The organism is Hydrogenophaga sp. A37 (assembly GCF_002001205.1).
Lineage (GTDB): Bacteria > Pseudomonadota > Gammaproteobacteria > Burkholderiales > Burkholderiaceae_C > Hydrogenophaga.
On record NZ_MUNZ01000150.1, the window covers coordinates 45,981 to 64,148 of the forward strand.

The 18,168-nt window shown below is 61.8% G+C and carries 18 protein-coding genes and 1 pseudogene; 15 read left to right on the forward strand and 4 right to left on the reverse strand.

All coding sequences use genetic code 11. The annotated features are described in order from the left end of the window. Window positions 1-32: 32 nt before the first annotated feature. Window positions 33-614 (reverse strand): Fe-Mn family superoxide dismutase, encoded by a 582-nt coding sequence (locus tag B0E41_RS21045; protein ID WP_077334119.1) that lies wholly within the window; start codon window positions 612-614, stop codon window positions 33-35. 131 nt (window positions 615-745) lie between these two features. Beyond that, window positions 746-1,972, reverse strand: a complete 1,227-nt coding sequence (xseA, locus tag B0E41_RS21050) for an exodeoxyribonuclease VII large subunit (RefSeq protein WP_077334121.1) — start codon at window positions 1,970-1,972, stop codon at window positions 746-748. 417 nt (window positions 1,973-2,389) lie between these two features. Between xseA and B0E41_RS21055 the strand changes: the two genes are divergently transcribed. The 6 genes from B0E41_RS21055 to adk all read left to right on the forward strand — a co-directional run bounded on the left by B0E41_RS21055 (window position 2,390) and on the right by adk (window position 6,381). Then, window positions 2,390-3,031, forward strand: a complete 642-nt coding sequence (locus B0E41_RS21055) for a MotA/TolQ/ExbB proton channel family protein (protein WP_077334123.1) — start codon at window positions 2,390-2,392, stop codon at window positions 3,029-3,031. Window positions 3,032-3,086: 55 nt separating this feature from the next. Further along, window positions 3,087-3,527 carry a biopolymer transporter ExbD gene (locus B0E41_RS21060; RefSeq protein ID WP_077334125.1) on the forward strand — a complete coding sequence of 147 codons (441 nt, stop codon included), beginning with the start codon at window positions 3,087-3,089 and terminating at the stop codon, window positions 3,525-3,527. A gap of 16 nt (window positions 3,528-3,543) precedes the next feature. Continuing rightward, window positions 3,544-4,647, forward strand: a complete 1,104-nt coding sequence (gene lpxK / locus B0E41_RS21065; RefSeq protein WP_077334127.1) for a tetraacyldisaccharide 4'-kinase — start codon at window positions 3,544-3,546, stop codon at window positions 4,645-4,647. Continuing rightward, a complete protein-coding gene (locus B0E41_RS21070) occupies window positions 4,628-4,828 on the forward strand; it encodes a Trm112 family protein (protein WP_077334129.1) in 201 nt (66 codons plus the stop codon). Before lpxK ends, B0E41_RS21070 begins: the two co-directional genes overlap by 20 nt. Next, window positions 4,825-5,613, forward strand: a complete 789-nt coding sequence (gene kdsB, locus B0E41_RS21075; protein WP_077334131.1) for a 3-deoxy-manno-octulosonate cytidylyltransferase — start codon at window positions 4,825-4,827, stop codon at window positions 5,611-5,613. Before B0E41_RS21070 ends, kdsB begins: the two co-directional genes overlap by 4 nt. A gap of 111 nt (window positions 5,614-5,724) precedes the next feature. Then, complete coding sequence (gene adk / locus B0E41_RS21080) at window positions 5,725-6,381, forward strand: adenylate kinase (RefSeq protein WP_077334133.1); 657 nt, start codon at window positions 5,725-5,727, stop codon at window positions 6,379-6,381. A gap of 64 nt (window positions 6,382-6,445) precedes the next feature. Here adk and B0E41_RS21085 read toward each other — a convergent pair whose 3' ends face one another. Next, window positions 6,446-7,408 carry an asparaginase gene (locus tag B0E41_RS21085; protein ID WP_077334135.1) on the reverse strand — a complete coding sequence of 321 codons (963 nt, stop codon included), beginning with the start codon at window positions 7,406-7,408 and terminating at the stop codon, window positions 6,446-6,448. A gap of 109 nt (window positions 7,409-7,517) precedes the next feature. Between B0E41_RS21085 and lexA the strand changes: the two genes are divergently transcribed. From lexA to B0E41_RS21095, 3 genes are all read left to right on the forward strand, one after another. Continuing rightward, window positions 7,518-8,198 carry a transcriptional repressor LexA gene (gene lexA / locus B0E41_RS21090; protein ID WP_077334137.1) on the forward strand — a complete coding sequence of 227 codons (681 nt, stop codon included), beginning with the start codon at window positions 7,518-7,520 and terminating at the stop codon, window positions 8,196-8,198. A 134-nt stretch (window positions 8,199-8,332) separates the two neighbouring features. Then, the gene (locus B0E41_RS26795; RefSeq protein WP_143433942.1) at window positions 8,333-8,707 is read left to right on the forward strand and encodes a hypothetical protein; all 375 of its coding nucleotides are present in this window, start codon (window positions 8,333-8,335) and stop codon (window positions 8,705-8,707) included. 95 nt (window positions 8,708-8,802) lie between these two features. Further along, window positions 8,803-9,810 (forward strand): D-2-hydroxyacid dehydrogenase family protein, encoded by a 1,008-nt coding sequence (locus B0E41_RS21095; RefSeq protein ID WP_077334139.1) that lies wholly within the window; start codon window positions 8,803-8,805, stop codon window positions 9,808-9,810. An 86-nt stretch (window positions 9,811-9,896) separates the two neighbouring features. Here the strand turns inward: B0E41_RS21095 and B0E41_RS21100 are convergent, their stop codons facing one another. Further along, window positions 9,897-11,756, reverse strand: coding sequence for a hypothetical protein (locus B0E41_RS21100; protein WP_143433943.1), 1,860 nt, complete (start codon window positions 11,754-11,756; stop codon window positions 9,897-9,899). 267 nt (window positions 11,757-12,023) lie between these two features. Here B0E41_RS21100 and B0E41_RS21105 point away from each other — a divergent pair, with 267 nt between their 5' ends. The 6 genes and pseudogenes from B0E41_RS21105 to B0E41_RS21130 form a co-directional block, all read left to right on the forward strand. Further along, entirely contained in the window at window positions 12,024-13,544 is a 1,521-nt protein-coding gene (locus tag B0E41_RS21105; RefSeq protein ID WP_077334143.1) for a 3-hydroxyacyl-CoA dehydrogenase, read from the forward strand. A gap of 21 nt (window positions 13,545-13,565) precedes the next feature. Continuing rightward, window positions 13,566-14,345 (forward strand): oxepin-CoA hydrolase, alternative type, encoded by a 780-nt coding sequence (locus B0E41_RS21110; protein ID WP_077334145.1) that lies wholly within the window; start codon window positions 13,566-13,568, stop codon window positions 14,343-14,345. A 117-nt stretch (window positions 14,346-14,462) separates the two neighbouring features. After that, the gene (locus tag B0E41_RS21115; RefSeq protein ID WP_077334147.1) at window positions 14,463-15,182 is read left to right on the forward strand and encodes a Crp/Fnr family transcriptional regulator; all 720 of its coding nucleotides are present in this window, start codon (window positions 14,463-14,465) and stop codon (window positions 15,180-15,182) included. Window positions 15,183-15,246: 64 nt separating this feature from the next. After that, complete coding sequence (locus tag B0E41_RS21120; RefSeq protein ID WP_077334149.1) at window positions 15,247-16,332, forward strand: phosphotransferase; 1,086 nt, start codon at window positions 15,247-15,249, stop codon at window positions 16,330-16,332. Between the two features lie 54 nt (window positions 16,333-16,386). Beyond that, window positions 16,387-17,646 carry an acyl-CoA dehydrogenase family protein gene (locus tag B0E41_RS21125; protein ID WP_077334151.1) on the forward strand — a complete coding sequence of 420 codons (1,260 nt, stop codon included), beginning with the start codon at window positions 16,387-16,389 and terminating at the stop codon, window positions 17,644-17,646. Window positions 17,647-17,859: 213 nt separating this feature from the next. After that, a pseudogene (locus B0E41_RS21130) lies at window positions 17,860-18,168 on the forward strand (transposase); the annotation flags it as partial.

Here is an 18,168-nt window from a genome sequence, read left to right on the forward strand (position 1 = left end):
CTTCGGGCCCTTTCAACCAGCGTGCAATCCGATCAGGCGAAGTTGGCTTCGGCGAACGACCAATTGACCAGCTTGTCGAGGAAGGTTTCGACGAACTTGGGGCGCATGTTGCGGTAGTCGATGTAGTAAGCGTGTTCCCACACGTCCACTGTCAGCAGCGCCTTGTCGGCGGTGGTCAGTGGGGTGCCGGCGGCGCCCATGTTGACGATGTCCACCGAGCCGTCGGCCTTCTTCACCAGCCAGGTCCAGCCCGAACCGAAGTTGCCCACGGCGCTTTTGACGAAAGCTTCCTTGAAGGCGGCGTAGCTGCCGAACTTCGTGTTGATGGCCGCAGCCAGTGCACCGGAAGGTTCGCCGCCGCCGTTGGGCTTCATGCAGTTCCAGAAAAAGGTGTGGTTCCAGATCTGGGCCGAGTTGTTGTACACGCCGCCGCTGGACTTCTTGATGATGGACTCCAGGTCCATGGCTTCAAACTCGGTGCCCTTTTGAAGGTTGTTGAGGTTGACCACATAGGCGTTGTGGTGCTTGCCGTGGTGAAACTCCAGCGTTTCCTGGGAGTAGTGAGGCGCCAGGGCGTCGATGGCGTATGGCAGTGGTGGCAGGGTGTGTTCCATGTGGGGTCCTCTTGTGTGGAAAGTGAAAAAGGAGCGGTCGGTGTTGAGTCAGGCCGCAGGGTGCTGGGGCATTGTAGGCAAGACCACGCCCGGCTGCAGGCGACGGAAATTCCGGCGCCGGCACGATGGTCTTAATGGTCGACCGTGATGCCCAGTTCGCCGTCGGCCAGCGTGGCCCGCAGCGCTTGCCCGGGTCTGGCCTGGCTCTTGCGCATGATGGCCAGTCCTTGTGGATCGGTCAGGAACGCATAGCCGCGCTCCAGCACCAGGCGCGGATCGAGCAGCGCCAGCGCGGCGGCGCTTTGGTCGATCCGCCGCGAGTGCGCCTCCAGCGCCCGGTGCGCGCCTTGCGGCAGAGACCGCTGCAGCACATCCAGGCGGTGGTTCTGGTGTTGCCGGAACAGCATCAACGCACTTTGTATCCGGTGCTGCACCCCAGCAAGCTGCTGGCGACTGTCGTGCAGGCGGCCAGAGGGCCGTCCCAGGCGCTGAGCCAAACGGTCCAATCGCTGGGCGCGCTGATCGACGGCGCTGTAGACGGCCTCATCGAGGCGATCCTGAAGGTAGACCAGTTCGCCGAGCCGGGTCTCACGCGACGGTGCGCACAGCTCGGCCGCGGCCGTCGGTGTGGGCGCACGCAGATCGGCCACGAAATCGGCCAAGGTGAAATCGGTCTCATGCCCGACACCACAAACCACCGGCATGGGCGCGCGGGCCAGGGTGCGCACCAGCGCCTCATCATTGAACGACCAGAGGTCTTCCAGCGATCCGCCGCCCCTCACCACCAGCAACACCTCGCTCTCGCCGTGCACTTGGTGGCGCTGGTAAACGGCTTCAAGAGCGCGACACAGTTCGGCGGGCGCCTGCATACCCTGCACCGCGGCGGGATAGATCAACACCGGGATGTGGGGCACGCGCCGCCGCAAGGCCGTGACCACGTCCCGGAGCGCTGCAGCCCCCAGCGAGGTGACAACCCCGATGCTGCGCGGCTGGGCTGGCAACGGGCGTTTGCGCGCCGGGTCGAACAGGCCCTCGGCTTCCAGCTTCGCCTTGAAGCGCAGGAACTGCTCGAACAGCGCTCCCTGTCCGGCGGGCTTGAGGCTCTCAACGATGAGCTGGAGATCACCCCGGGGACCATAGACATCAAGCTTGCCTTGTGCCTCGACCAACAAGCCATCGCGGGGGGTGAAGTTCAGTTGCTCCGCAGCGCGCTTGAACATGGCGCACCGCACCTGCCCGCTGTCGTCCTTCAGCGAAAAATAACAATGGCCGCTGGCTGCACGTGAAAAGCCCGAAACCTCGCCGCGCACCGCCACTGGATTGAATCGCACCGACAAGGTGTCAGCAATGGCGCGCATCAGGGGACCAACCGCCCAGACACGCCGCGTCAATGGGGTCTCCGCGTCGAAAAATGGCTCAGACACAGGCGTCTCCGGGGAGATTGTGTCCACAGACTGCGCAAACACTGAGGTTTTCGCATCCAGAAGGGCTCGAGGCCAAAGCGGTCGGGCAAGCCATTGATTTCAAACGATTTTGCACTGCCTGTTTGGTCATCGAAATGTGGAATTCCAGCCAGGCTGCGGGATTGGAGCGAATGGGGCAGTGGTTCTGCACAAAGTTATCCACAGAATCTGTGCATGACCCAAGGGTCACAAAACACATGGGCTTCGCCGAGTTAACCGGGCCTGCAGCCGACCGGACGGGGCCAGAGCCTGAGACATAATCCCACGATTGCACTGGAGCCGCGACGCGGCTGTTTGTCTGGAGCCCTGATTTTGTTTTCCATCATACAAGCCGCTGGCTGGCCGATCTGGCCGCTCATTTTCTGTTCCGTCGTCGGTCTGGCCTTGGTCATCGAACGGTTCATCAGCCTCAAAAGCGACAAGATCCTGCCGCCCAAATTGCTGGACGAAGCGATCATGGTGTCCCGCAACGGTGTTCCCGGGCCCGATGTGGTGACCCAGCTGGAACAGAACTCCGCCTTTGGCGAGGTGTTGGCCAGCGGTTTCCGTGCCCTCAACAGCAACCCCCGCGCCAGCGAGGAGGATCTGCGCTCCAGCCTGGAAGGCGCGGGGCGCATGGCGGCCGCCAAACTGCAGCGGTACCTGGGCGCGCTCGCGACCATCGCCTCGGCCGCGCCGCTCTTGGGTCTTTTGGGCACCGTGATCGGCATGATCGAGATCTTCGGCTCCCAGGGCGGCGACGGTGGCATGGGCACGGTGCCCGGCGGCGGCAATCCGGCTCAGTTGGCCAATGGCATTTCGATCGCGCTGTACAACACCGCCTTCGGTCTCATGGTGGCCATCCCTGCGCTGATCTTCTGGCGCTATTTCCGCGGACGGGTGGACGAGTACCTGCTGGGCATGGAGTTGGCCTCCGAACGCTTTGCGCGCCATCTTGTCACGCTGCGCAAATGATCTGCACCCACCTGCGCATGAAGACGATCAAACCACTCCCGCCAAGGACGTCAGCATGAACTTCCGCCCGGGCACCCGTGATGAACCCGAGATCAACCTGATCCCGTTCATCGACATCCTGCTGGTCGTGTTGATCTTTCTGATGCTCACCACGACCTACAGCAAGTTCACACAGCTGCAGGTGAACCTGCCGGTGGCCGACGCCCAAGCGCAACGAACCACGCCCAAGGAAGTGATCGTGTCGGTGAGCAGCGACGGCCGCTATGCCCTCAACCAGGACGTCCTGGACGGTGTGAGCGTCGAGGTCCTCACCCGCGCTTTGCAACAGGCCGCGCAGGACACGCGCGAAGTCGTGATCATCATCAGCGCCGATGCGGCCGCAACCCACCAGTCGGTCATCAACGTGATGGACGCGGCCCGGCGCGCCGGGCTGGTGCAGATCACCTTCGCCACCCAGCAGTCGGGCACGGCTCCCTCGCGCGGCAAGAAGTCCTGATCTTTTCAGCGCCAACATGAGTCGCGCAGAAGCACAAGCCCGCTGGCACTCGATCTGGGCGCGGCGAGGCTGGCAGGCGACGATCCTGTGGCCGCTGTCGCTGCTGTACGGGGCGCTGTCCAGCGGCCGACGAAGGCTCTACACCCTTGGCATTTTTCGCACGGAGCGTTTGCCCGTGCCGGTCATCGTCGTGGGCAATGTGGTGGTCGGAGGTGCCGGCAAAACACCCACGGTGTTGGCGCTGCTCGATCACCTCAAAGCGCGTGGCTGGACGCCCGGCGTCGTCTCGCGCGGCCATGGTCGCCAAGGCCATGACACTCGGGAGGTGCTGGCCGACACCACTGCCGACGATGGGGGCGATGAGCCGACCCTGATCCGTCGTGCCAGCGGCCTTCCGGTGTTTGTGGCGCGGCATAGGGTGCAGGCCGCGCAGGCTTTGCTGGCCGCTCACCCCGAGGTGAATGTGCTGCTCTGCGACGACGGTCTGCAGCACCTCGCGCTGGGGCGTGACCTCGCCATCGCCGTGTTCGACGACCGGCGCACCGGCAACGGCTGGCTGCTGCCTGCTGGCCTGCTGCGCGAACCCTGGCCACCAAAGTCCGGCCAAATCTACGCACCCGACATGGTGTTGCGACAACAGCGTGAAGGCGCTGGAGAGCCCGGCCCTTTGGCGCTGCCCGACGGTGTTGCCGCGTACTGGGCTCCACGGCGGCTGGCTGACGAGGCGCTGGGGCCCCACGGTGAGCGGTGCGCCCTGACTGCCTTGCAAGGCCAACCCCTGACGGCCGTGGCGGGCATTGCGCGACCCGAGGTGTTTTTCGAGATGCTGCGTGAACGTGGGTTGACCCTGAACCGCACGGTGGCCCTGCCCGATCACGCCGGGCCTGAGCATTTCCGCGATCTTCTGTCCACGTCGACTGGCACCTTGCTCTGCACGGAAAAAGACGCCGTCAAACTGTTCGCTTGTCTGCCAGGCTTGAGCGGAAACCAGGCGCCTGCCTGCTGGGCCGTTCCCCTGCAGCTTCGTCCCGAAGCGGCCTTCTTCGATGCCCTTGATCAACGGCTGGCGGCGCTGCCGCACGCCCGACTATCATCGACGCATGGACACCAAACTGCTTGAACTTCTGGTCTGCCCGGTTACCAAGGGCCCGCTGGTTTTTGATCGCGAAAAACAGGAACTGATCTCGCGCAGTGCCCGTCTGGCCTACCCGCTGCGTGATGGCATCCCCATCCTCCTCGAACACGAAGCCCGCACCTTGACCGACGAGGAAGCGGCCCGCCCGCCCGCCCCCTCCGCATGAACCGAAGCGCTGGTTTCTGCGTGCTCATCCCGGCGCGCATGGGCTCCAGTCGCCTGCCCAACAAGCCGCTGGCCGACATCGGGGGCGTGCCCATGGTGGTTCGCGTGGCCCGGCAGGCCGAACAGAGCGGCGCGTCGCGCGTAGTGGTCGCGGCCGACGACGAACGCATCGTGCAGGCCTGTGCCACGCACGGGGTCGCTGCACTGCTCACGCGGACCGACCACGCTTCCGGCAGTGACCGCTTGGCCGAGGCCTGTGAGTTGCTGTCTCTCAGCGATGAAGCGGTGGTGGTCAATGTGCAAGGCGATGAACCTCTGATCGATCCACAGCTGATTCGGGCGGTGGCCGACGAGCTCGAACGGCGGCCCGACTGCGTGATGAGCACCGCTGCCCACGCCATTGATCGATTGGCGGACTTCATCAACCCGAACGTTGTCAAGGTGGTGACCGACCGGCATGGCACCGCGCTGTATTTCAGCCGCGCCCCCATTGCCTGGTGGCGCGATGGCATGGCCGGCGGGACGCCGTCAGATCTCCCCACCCCGGCGCCCTTGCGCCATATCGGCTTGTACGGTTACCGGGCAGGCTTCCTTCGCCGATTTCCCACCATGGAGGCGGCGCCGATGGAACGCACCGAAGCGCTGGAGCAGTTGCGCACACTCTGGCATGGCGAGCGCATCTCCGTGCATCTGGCCGCTCATGCACCCGGTCCAGGTGTGGACACCACCGAAGACCTTGAGCAGGTGCGCGCGCTGGTCGCGGGCCGTTCACGGCTTCTGCTGTAAGCCAGCGTCGAGGTCGCCCATGCTATCCTCAAATGATCGCCCCCTCCCTGCGAAACAGGGAGCCGCTACCGGAGACCGGCGGTCCCGATTGAAACGCTGAAAAGGAAGACGATGAGACTGATTCTGTTGGGCGCTCCCGGTGCCGGCAAAGGCACCCAAGCCACCTTCATCTGCCAAAAATACGGCATTCCCCAGATATCCACTGGCGACATGCTTCGCGCTGCGGTAAAGGCTGGCACGCCACTGGGCCTGCAGGCCGATGCGGTGATGAAGTCGGGTGGTTTGGTCAGCGATGACCTCATCATCAATCTGGTCAAGGAGCGCATCGCCCAAGCCGACTGTGCCAATGGTTTCCTGTTCGATGGATTTCCCCGCACCATTCCCCAGGCCGACGCCATGAAGGCCGCTGGCGTGAAGCTGGATTACGTGCTCGAAATCGACGTGCCCTTTGACGCCATCATCGACCGCATGAGCGGCCGCCGTTCACATCCAGCCTCAGGCCGCACCTACCACGTCAAGTTCAATCCGCCCAAAACCGAAGGTCTGGACGACGTGACCGGCGAACCGCTGATCCAACGCGAGGACGACAAGGAAGAGACCGTCAAGAAGCGCCTGGAGGTATACAGCGCCCAGACGCGTCCACTGGTGGACTACTACAGCAACTGGGCCAAATCCGACGCTACCGCCGCACCCAAGTACCGCGCCATTGCCGGGACAGGCTCGGTGGAAGAAATTACCGCCCGGGCCTTCGAGGCTTTGTCGCGCTGACACCGTCTTCCTTCAAAAAAACCCGGTCTTGGCCGGGTTTTTTGTTGTTGCAGATGATCTCACCTCATTCACTCAAAAGGTCCAGCGCCAACGCCAGGCGGGCCTTGACCGGCGACAGACCGGCCGAGTCCCGCAACGGGTTCTTGGCATCAGGGATCACGCGTCCGCGCGCGCAACGCGTGGAACGAATCACACGAACGCCGCGCAACTGCGCTTCGCGCAAGGCCGCCTCCAGGTCACGGTGAACGGTGCCGTTGCCCGTCGCAGCGACCACCAGGCCGCGTGGCAGATGTGCAGCATCCACAGCGCTCGCGGCCAGCAGCGCGCGAACCAATCCACCGTCGGTGTCAGCATGACTCGTCACGATGTCAACTCTGGGCAATGCATCGGCACTCAGAACCTGCTCCAGCAACGCCGTGCCGCCCGCGGCGTACGCAGATCCCCGACGGGACGAATGAAACCAGCGCACTTCACCCTCTTCAACGCAAGCCACAGGACCGGCGTCCCCCGAGTCAAAGGCATCAACCCGATAGCTGTGCACCTTAACCACGTGTTCCGCACGGTGAACCATGCCCGCACAAACCACCACCACCCCTGAAAGGTCGACGCATCCCGCCACATTCACGGCGTCGAGCAGGTTCTGTGGCCCATCTGGCACCAGCGCCGTGGAAGGACGCATGGCACAGGTGAGCACCACGGGCTTGTTCGGCCGCAGCACCTTTTCCAAAAAGTAGGCCGTTTCCTCCAGCGTGTCTGTGCCATGCGTGATCACCAGGCCGGCGACATCCTCTCGGGCCAAGTGGTGGGCAACCCGCTCCGCCAACCGTTTCCACAAACCAAAGTGCATGTCCTTGCTGTCAATCTGATCCACCTGCTCGACCTCCAGAGACATGTCAGACAACGCGGGAATGCGCGCCATCAGGTCTTCTACCCGCACCTCTCCGGCCACATATCCCACGTTGTCGCCCTGCCGGTCTGATCGCCCGGCAATGGTCCCGCCCGTGCCCAAAATCACCCGACGCTGCACTTCTTTTGTCCTAGCCACTTGCCAAGCCTTTGAAACTGGTTAAAAATACAGATACTGGATAAGAAAACAGTGATTTACCCAGCGCCATCAGTCCAACCACGAGGTTTTCATGATCGAGTCGTTTCCGCCCAAACTCACCGCCCGGCAACAGCAGATTCTGGAATTGATCCAGAACGCCATTGCTCGCACCGGCGCACCACCGACCCGTGCAGAAATCGCTTCTGAGCTGGGGTTTAAATCGGCCAATGCGGCAGAGGAGCATCTGCAAGCCCTGGCACGAAAAGGGGTGATCGAACTGGTCAGCGGCACCTCCCGTGGCATCCGCCTTCGCAGCAGTGACCTGCGAACCATCAACGAGCAACGGGCGCAGCAGCTTACACTGCCTCTGCCCAGCCTGACGCAGCTCATGCTGCCTCTGATTGGGCGTGTGGCGGCAGGCTCCCCCATTCTTGCCCAAGAGCATGTGGATCAGACCTATCACGTTGAGCGCAGCCTGTTCCAGCGAACGCCGGACTACCTGCTGCGGGTCCGAGGCATGTCCATGCGAGATGTCGGCATCATCGACGGCGACCTTCTGGCAGTGCAATCCTGCAAGGATGCGAAAAACGGCCAGATTGTGGTCGCCCGCCTGGGGGATGACGTGACCGTGAAACGGTTCATGAGGCGCGAGCATCAGATTGAGTTGCACGCCGAAAACACCGACTACAAGACCATACTGGTTCAACCCGGAGAGCCATTTGAAATCGAGGGTCTTGCCGTGGGCTTGATCCGCAACAGCTTCCAGATCTGACCCGACGGGTCGGTATTGTCTCAGCAGGTGGCGGGCGTTTGGTCCATCCGGCCTTTGTGCCGGCAGGACACATCCCTGTGGAGACAGCCATTCCGTCAATCCTGCCTGTGTTCAACCCCTAACAGGAGTTTCGCATGGGAATCCGCATCAACACCAACACATGGCGCGCGCCGCTTCAATTGATCGACAGCTGGCTGCCCGCCCCGGCACCCAGAACCGCCACACACCGCAGCCTTCCCCAACTGGTTCAGCGTTTCACTCGTGCAGGGTGGTTGGGGCGAAACCGGATCGCATCGGGCATCAGCACCCCTGAAATGAATGGGTTACCGCCAACGACTTGTGTGCTCACGTCATCCCGCGTCGGCCGGGTACGGGTCGTTCCCGGTGGGGGCAGCGGTTTGCGCAATGACGCACGGATGGTGATCTCCGGTCGCATGGCAGATGTGTGTGCTGAACTGGATCGACTTGCTGCGGAGGAGCACCAGTCGACCGAAACCGCTTGCAACTGAAGCCAGTTGAAGGAGCTTTCAGACCTGAGCAAAGGATGTTGACCCTCCCTTGTCGCACCTGATCCTGGTAGATCCTTGCGGGCACAATAGCCCTCATGAACATTGTCATTCTCGACGACTATCAGGACGCAGTGCGCAAGCTGGAGTGCGCTGCGCGCCTGGAGCCCTATCCCGCCAAGGTTTTCACGAACACGGTTAAAGGCGTTGGCCAACTATCTGTGCGCTTGCGCGATGCAGATGTTGTGGTCTTAATACGAGAGCGGTCGCAGATTTCACGTCTGTTGATCGAAAAGCTGCCGCGCCTCAAATTGATCGCCCAAACAGGACGTATCGGTCATCACATTGATATGAGCGCTTGTACCGAGCGCGGCATCGCAGTGGCCGAAGGCAAAAGTTCACCGATCGCCACCGCCGAGCTCACATGGTCCTTGATCATGGCCTCCATGCGGCGTATCCCCCAATATGTAGCCAACCTCAAACACGGTGCGTGGCAGCAGTCCGGGTTGAAGGCATCATCCATGCCCGCCAACTTTGGCTTGGGATCGGTATTGCATGGCAAGACGCTGGGCATCTGGAGCTATGGTCGCATCGGGAAACTGGTGGCAGCCTATGGTCGGGCATTCGGCATGCGGGTGATCATCTGGGGAAGCGACGACACTTTGGCCTTGGCCATGTCGGACGGCTACGAAGTGGTCCAGAGCCGCCAGGCCCTTTTTGAACAATCTGATGTTCTGAGCTTGCACTTGCGTCTGAGCGAGCGCAGCTCTGGGTGCGTGACGTTGGAAGACCTGTCTCAAATGAAGCCCACTTCGCTGCTGGTGAACACCTCTCGGGCCGAACTCATCGAGGCCGAGGCGTTGTTGGCAGCGTTGAACCGGGGCCGTCCTGGAATGGCCGCCATCGACGTGTTTGAGTCAGAGCCCATCCTACAGGGTCACGCCTTGCTTCGACTCGAAAACTGCATCTGCACACCGCACATCGGATATGTTGAACTCGATAACTACGAGACCCTGTTTTCGACAGCGTTTGACAACGTCGTGAATTTTATCAAAGGGACGCCCACGAATATCGTCAATCCGGGCGCATTGCAAGTTCGCCGCTGATTGACCTACTCGAATTTGAAAAATCAATAAAAAAGCCGGGCAAACCCGGCTTTTTGTTGTGGATAAAAAACTCGGGCCCTTTGCCTTTATTTATCGACATTCTTTGCATCAGGAATGTCATCTGGGGCCATGAAATCCAACACCTCAAAGTCGATCAAATTGCCATCCTGCACCTCCGACGACCGCGTACCTGGTGGGGGTGCCGGTTTGGCCGTGGCCTCCACAGGTACAGCCACGTCGGGCAGAGAAGCCTCAAAGGCCGACATCTCCGACAGTGCGTCCAAATCCACGTCGAGTCCAAGGTGAAGCGAGGCAGGCGGCAAATCGTCAAGCGGCTGAGTGGCGCGCCCTTCTCTTGATTCGGTGGCAACGGCAGAAGCCAAGGCTTTGTTCCCCGCGGCTTTCAATGGCTTGATGGCGGTATGCTGGAAGTCTGCCCTTTGCGACGAACTGTCGGAATCCCGATTGATCATGTCTTTGGCAATGGCGTGCAGCAGCAGCAGTTCGCGGTAGGCCTCCAAATCAAACACCTCTGCCTCAGTGTCGTTGGCATCTTTGAAAATGGACTGTTCGATGACATCCAGAACCTTGGGTTGAGGCCACAACGCCTGGATTCGCCCAAATGCAGTTTCATAGGCTTCCAAGCCACTACTCTCGTCCGTGTATTGATCGAACAGAGGCGCGCCTGCGTTGAACTGGCGGTTGAACTCTTCTCGCAGTTTCTTGTAGTCATCCCGACGCCCCAGCTTGTGATAAAGTTTGAAAAGGTCAAGATAGGCTAGCGCACTGGGTTCCTGGCTCTCGCTGAGGTGGTTCTTCAACACCTCAATGGCTTGGTCGTACTCACCCAGCGACACAAAAAAATCAGACTGCTGCTGAACATCGAACAGCTCTTCGGTGGCCACGGAACGCGACACGCCTGGCTGACTGGATGGAAAATCGCGCCGATCTGTCGCCGACAGCACCGGGGCACGGCGCTCTGACCCACCATCGAGCAATTGCTTCAAATCATCAAAGCCGGATTCATCATCCAGGTTCAAGTCAATATCGATGCCTCGGACAGAAGCGACCGCAGCGCCCGTCTTAAGTGAGGACACCTTGGGTTTCTCCTCCGATCCACCTGCCCACCAGTCCCTCGCCCCGGATGTGGTTGAAGAGCTCCCACGGCGACGCCATAAGAAAAAGGCTCCCAAAAGGCTCAACAACAGGAGTCCGCCCAGAAGATAGGCCAGCCACGTCATATAACGTGCCTGGTCCACCTGAGCTTGCATTTCCTGAAGTGCAGTCCTGTTATGCGTCTCCTGCTCACGCAGCCCTTTGGCCTCTGCCTCCAGAACAGACAACTTTTGTGCGTCGCGCAGCACCTCCTCTGGCGAAGCATTGAGGGCCTTCCACAGTTGCGCAGCAGCTGTGCGCTCCTGCTCGTTCGAGGTGGGCTCGCTGAGCAAGGATAGCGACAACTTCAACTCCGGATCCCGCTCAATTGCCAGGCTCAGATCCACGGGGTCAAGTTGAAGGCGTGGCGTGGCGTCCTTAGTGGGCTCTACCAGGCGCCGAACCACACTGGCAGGCTTGACGGGCTTGGCCAATTTGGCCACTCGTGCTTCTGTGCCCCCCTTCGATATCACTTCGGAAGATGGACTTCCCTCGGCCGGGGTCGCACCACGGCGCGTGGGCGTGGCTGCTGCCAAGGCGGGTAGGGGGGATTGTGTGCCCTGGCTGGCAGGTGCCACCGGTGTGCCCTGCTGCGATCCGGACACCACCGCTGGCTCGGACAACGGATCTGCCAACAACACATACCGGCGCGAAAACGCGGAGACGCAACCAGCGCGTACCACCACGCTGACGAGGGGCTCGTTGACCGCCACGGTGGTCTGAACTCGTATAGACGCTTCGGCATCAGGTGCGCTGCGTTGGGTCGAGGTGCGCACGGAGGTTGGTGCCAACTGGGCATCTCCAAAAAACACGTCAGCCTGCACGCACAACGACCCCGTATCCTCCTCCGGACCCCCAATCGCTTGCACACGAACGTCCAGTGGTCGGCCAATCACCACTGCTCCGCTGTACCGGCCCAATGTGGCCGCGGTACTGCTCAAAGCAGTTGATAGCAAAATAGAGCCAATCCAAATCTGGCGCACGTCAAAGCCCCTTCGTTCTACGTGCGAACATTCTGTCATAGCTTGATGCCCTCCCCGTCCAAATAACACTTTCATATGCAACCCATCTTTCAAACCGTTGGCATCGTGGGAACAGGTGCCATGGGCCGTGGCATTGCCCAAATGGCCGCGCAGGCTGGTAGCTCAGTGTTGTTGTTTGACATGCAACCCGGCGCAGCGGACAGCGCCCGCTTGGCCTTGGCCGACACATGGCAAAAATTGTCAGTCAAAGGAAAGTTGACACCCCAAGAGCAAGTCGACCTGCTGGCCCGCGTGTCTTGCGTGGACGCGTTGTCCGCTTTGGCGCCGTGTCATTTGGTGATTGAAGCCATCGTCGAAAAAATCGAGGTCAAACAACGCCTTTTCTCTGATCTGGAGGCCCTCCTGCCCTCCCAAGCGGTGCTGGCCACCAACACCTCGTCTCTCTCGGTGACGGCCATCAGCGCAGCGCTCAAGCGTCCTGGGCAACTCGCCGGTTTCCACTTCTTCAACCCTGTCCCTTTGATGCGGGTAGTCGAGGTGATCGCCGGGCTGAAGACAGACGCTACGGTGTGTCAACAACTGACGGAATTTGCGCGGCAATTTGGTCACACCCCAGTATCGGCGCAAGACACCCCTGGCTTTATCGTGAACCACGCAGGTCGAGGTTATGGCACGGAGGCACTGCGCGTGGTCAGTGAGCGTGTGGCCGACTTTGCGACGATTGATCGAATCCTGAAAGACCAGATGGGCTTTAGGCTTGGGCCTTTCGAATTGATGGACCTGACCGCGCTGGACGTGTCGCACCCCGTGATGGAGTCGATTTACCGCCAGTACTACGACGAACCGCGCTACCGCCCGAGCGTGATCACCGCACAGCGACTGGCCGGTGGGGTGGTTGGCAAGAAAGTGGGGGAAGGTTTTTACGTCTACGATAACGGCGTGGCCCGAATACCGGCCGAGCCCTCCGTCCCTACCGTGGCAACCCTGCCGCCTGTCTGGGTGTCGCCCAAGGCGGCACGCAGACCCGAGCTGTACCAGTTGCTCAAAGATCTCGGGGCCCATATTGAAACGGCAGCTCAGCCATCCAACCTCGCGTTGATCCTGGTGGCGCCCTTGGGCCTGGATGTGACCACACTGGCGGCTGTGGAACGGCTGGATCCCACCCGCACCATCGGCATCGACATGATGCTGGACGACGCGAGCACGAAACGCCGCGTGCTCGCCACCAATCCCGCCACACGCCCGGACATGCGCGATGCCGCACATGCCCTGTTTGCCAAGGATGGCAAAGCGGTGAGCATGGTACGCGACAGTGGTGGCTTCGTCACCCAACGCGTGGTGGCCACCATCGTCAACATCGCGGCGGACATGTGCCAGCAAGGTGTTTGCAGCCCCAAAGATCTGGAAGTCGCGGTGACGCTCGGACTCGGTTACCCCATGGGCCCGCTGGCCATGGGCGACCGCATTGGCCCCACCAACGTGCTCGAGATTCTCTTCAACATGCAGACCGTGTACGGCGATCCGCGCTATCGCCCCTCCCCATGGCTGCGCCGCCGTGGCGCCCTGGGTCTGAGCCTGATGCATGAAGAAGACTGATCCCACGCACACGGACACCGCATGACCGCCAGCCTCAAAAGCCACAGCCATGGCCAGACCATGGTGCTGACCATCAGCAACCCCGAGCACCGCAACGCCCTCGGGCCCGACATCTACGCCGCAGGCGTGGAAGCGCTCAACGTCGCGGAAAACAGTCCAGACGTGCGAAGTGTGGTCGTCACCGGCGAGGGCAGCCATTTCTGCGCCGGCGGCAACCTGCAGCGGCTGCTGGCCAATCGCCAGCAGCCGCCTGAGGTTCAGGCACAGAGCATCGAAGGGCTGCACAACTGGATCGAGACCATCCGCGTGTTCCCCAAACCCGTGCTTGCCGCCGTTGAAGGCTCGTGCGCCGGTGCCGGCTTCTCGCTGGCCCTGGCCTGCGACATGGTGATCGCCGCGCGCAACAGTGTCTTCGTGATGGCCTACAGCAACGTGGGCCTGTCGCCCGACGGCGGCGCGAGCTGGAGCCTGATGCGCGCCCTGCCCCGTGCCACCGCGCTGCAGCTGCTGATGTGCGGCGATCGAATCGATCCGACGCGATTGCATGCGCTGGGCGTGATCACGGCGGTGAGTGAACCGCAGGAAGCGTTGAGTGCAGCGTTGGCGCTGGCTGAGCGGCTCAATGCGCGCGCGCCCAACGCCATGGCCAGCATCAAGGAGCTCGCCAACGACGCCGTTGGTGCATCGCTGCACACCCAGCTGGCGTCTGAGCGAGATCATTTCGTTCGCAACCTGCACCACGCCAATGCGGGAGAAGGCATCGCCGCCTTTCTGGACAAACGTCCGGCCGTCTACCGCTGAGCTCCCTGCTTCGTCTCAAGCGGACGCCTGCGAGACAACCCCTCGCGCATTCCCTGATGCCCACCACGGTCCCAGTGGTGACAATCCATCGCAACCCAGTCACTCATAAGACAGCCAATGGATGAACCGATTCTGACAATGGAAGAACGCGAGGCGATCAACAGTGGTCGTTGGTTCTCCAGTCTTTCTCCCTCCCTGCGACACGACATACTTCGATGCGCCTACGTCAAGCGATTCAAGGACAGCGATCTGATCGTCGCCCGTGGCGAACCGCCCACCGAGTGGACGGCCGTGGCCAAGGGGGCTGTGCGCGTGAGTTCCACGTCGCTCTCGGGCAAGCAGATCACACTGACCTATGTGGAGCCCGGTGTGTGGTTCGGCGATGTGGCGATGTTCGACGGCGACCGGCGCACTCACGACGCCTATGCGCATGGCGCCACCACCCTGCTCTGCGTGGCGCGCAACGATTTTCAGAAAATCCTCAGCACACACGTGGAGCTGTACGAGGCGCTGATGCGATTGCAAGCCCGGCGCATTCGCACGCTTTTTGGTCTGGTGGAAGACCTCAACACCCTCCCCTTGCGTGCCCGACTGGCCAAGCAGTTGCTGCATCTCGTGCGCAGCTACGGCGTGCCCTGCCTGTCGGAAGGCAACGAGATGCGCATCGGCCTTCAATTGGCGCAGGAAGAACTGGCGCAGTTGCTCGGCGCGTCGCGCCAGCGTGTCAACCAGGAACTCAAGTCGATGGAGCGCGAGGACGCGATTCGCATCGAACAAGGTGGGCTGGTCGTGCGCAACCGCGACATGTTGATGCGCATCGCCGAAGTCGAATCCTGAGTCTTTCGACCTGTCCCAGGTCATACCGCGCGTGCTACAGCACGCTGCCACGGACACACCACGCATGAGCAACAACCCGAACTTCACGGGCACGCGCCCGGTGTCCGATCAACATACCGTCGATCTGCCAGCCCTTGAACGCTGGCTCGGAACCCACCTGGATGGTTTCGCCGGGCCGTTGTCGTTCGAGATGTTCAAGGGCGGTCAATCCAATCCCACCTACAAGCTCATCACCCCACAGCACGCCTATGTGATGCGTGCGAAGCCGGGGCCCGTGGCCAGGCTGCTGCCATCGGCACACGCGGTTGAGCGCGAATTCCGGGTCATGGGCGCACTGCAGGGCACCGGCGTGCCCGTGGCGCAGATGCACGTGCTGTGCGAAGACGAATCGGTTATCGGGCGGGCGTTTTACGTGATGGACTGCGTGGAAGGTCGTGTGCTGTGGGAGCAGTCCCTGCCCGGCATGGGCAAAGCCGCGCGCGGCGCCATCTACGACGAAATGAACCGGGTGTTGGCCAAGCTGCACGGCGTGAAGCCGGCCGACATCGGCTTGGCCGACTACGGCCGGCCAGGCAACTACTTCGAACGCCAGATCGGCCGCTGGAGCAAGCAGTACGTGGCGTCCATCACACAGCCCATTCCTGAAATGGACCGGCTCATGGAGTGGCTGCCGCAGAACATTCCAGCAATGGCGCGCGACGAATCGCTCACTTCGATCGTGCACGGCGACTACCGGCTCGACAACCTGATGTTCCACCCCACCGAGCCGCGCGTGCTGGCCATCCTTGACTGGGAACTCTCGACCCTGGGCCACCCGCTGGCCGACTTCAGCTACCACTGCATGGCCTGGCACATCCCGCCAGGCGCGTTCCGCGGCATCGGCGGTCTGGATGTGCAAGCGCTGGGCATCCCCACTGAGGCCGACTACATCGCCCGCTACTGCCAGCGCACCGGCTTCACCACACCCGAACAGCTCAAGGCCGACTGGAATTTCTACCTCGCCTACAACCTGTTCCGCCTGGCGGCCATCTTGCAGGGCATTGCCAAACGGGTCGAGGCGGGAACCGCATCCAGCGCGCAGGCGGTCACATCGGCTGCCGGGGCCCGACCCTTGGCCGAGTTGGCGTGGCGCTTCGCGCAGCAGGCCTGACTTTTCTCTCCCACCCCATCGTCCTCATCACTGTCACCGCCACCAAGGAATCTCATGAACTTCGATTACACCGACAAAGTCAAGGACATGCGCGAGCGCTTGCTGGCGTTCATGGACGAACACATCTATCCCAACGAAGGGCGCTTCTTCGCCGAGATCGCGGCCAACCGGGCCAGTGGCAACGCCTGGCGACCGACCACCATCATCGAAGAACTCAAGCCCAAGGCGCGCGCCGCTGGCCTGTGGAACCTGTTTCTGCCGAGCAGCCCACGGGCGCCTGAAGGCCTGTCGAATCTGGAATACGCACCGATGTGCGAAATCATGGGTCGGGTGCCGTTCGCGGCCGAGGTGTTCAACTGCTCCGCGCCCGACACCGGCAACATGGAAACGCTCGAGCGCTACGCCAGCGAGGACATCAAGGACCAATGGCTGGAACCGTTGCTCAAGGGTGAGTTTCGCTCGGCTTTCCTGATGACAGAGCCTGAAGTGGCATCGTCGGACGCGACCAATATCCAGTGCCGCATTGAGCGCGATGGCGACGAGTACGTGATCAACGGCCGCAAATGGTGGTCGTCGGGCGCCGGCGACCCTCGCTGCGCCGTCTACATCGTGATGGGCAAAACCAACCCGGATGCGGCACGCCATTCACAGCAGAGCATGATCGTGGTGCCGTCCGGCGCCAAGGGCGTCGAGGTGGTGCGTCCGCTCTCCGTATTCGGCTACGACGATGCGCCACACGGCCACATGGAGGTGTTGCTGAAGAATGTGCGCGTGCCCGTGAGCAACCTGTTGCTCGGCGAAGGCCGCGGCTTCGAGATCGCTCAGGGCCGCCTCGGCCCGGGCCGCATTCACCACTGCATGCGCTCTATCGGGGCAGCCGAGCGCGCTCTGGAACTCATGTGCAAGCGTTTGAACAGCCGCGTTGCTTTTGGCAAGCCGGTGTCTGCCCAGTCGGTGTGGCACGAGCGCATTGCCGACGCGCGCTGCAAGATCGAAATGGCGCGCCTGCTCACGCTCAAGGCGGCCTACATGATGGACACCGTGGGCAACAAGGTGGCCAAGGCCGAGATCGCGATGATCAAGGTGGTGGCGCCCAACATGGCTTGCGAGATCATCGACATGGCTATACAGGCCCATGGCGGCGGCGGTGTGAGCGACGATTTCCCGCTCGCCTACGCCTATGCCAACCAGCGCACCCTGCGTCTGGCCGACGGCCCGGACGAGGTGCATCGCCAGTCGATCGCCAAGCTGGAGCTGGCCAAGCACATGGCCTTGAAGACTGAGGTGGAAATGCCTATCACCCGTGGCTGCTGACCGTCGGATCTGGGCGTAAGCGCCTAGCCAGCTGCTTGGCCTGATCGCGCTCAGGCGCTCCAGCAACTCCAGCGCCAGCAAGGTGTCAGCGCCTTTGGAGCAGCCCGACTCCAGTTTAGAAGTGACCGGATATGGGGGAGACGTCAGTATTGACCTTGCCCCTGAAAAGTGGAGTTGTTGGCCTTGTTGAAAATACCGACAAGGAGTCAAGGAATGACAGCAGCAAAGCAGGTGCGTGCGCAGTACACGCAGGAGTTCAAGTTGGAGGCGGTCCGTCAAGTGAGCGCCGGTCAGGCCATTGCGGTGGTGGCCAAGGTCTTGGGCATCCCCAAGGCCAGCCTGGGTAACTGGGTTCGCCAGGCAGCCAAAGGGGTATTGAGCGGCGCCGGGGGAGAGCGTGCTGGAGGTCAGCGCCAGCGGTTACTTCAACTGGCTGCGCCGTCCGCAGGACATCGCTGGCAGGCCCGGCGGGCGCCACAGCGATGAAGCTCTGCTGGCACACATCCGCGCCATCCATTGCAG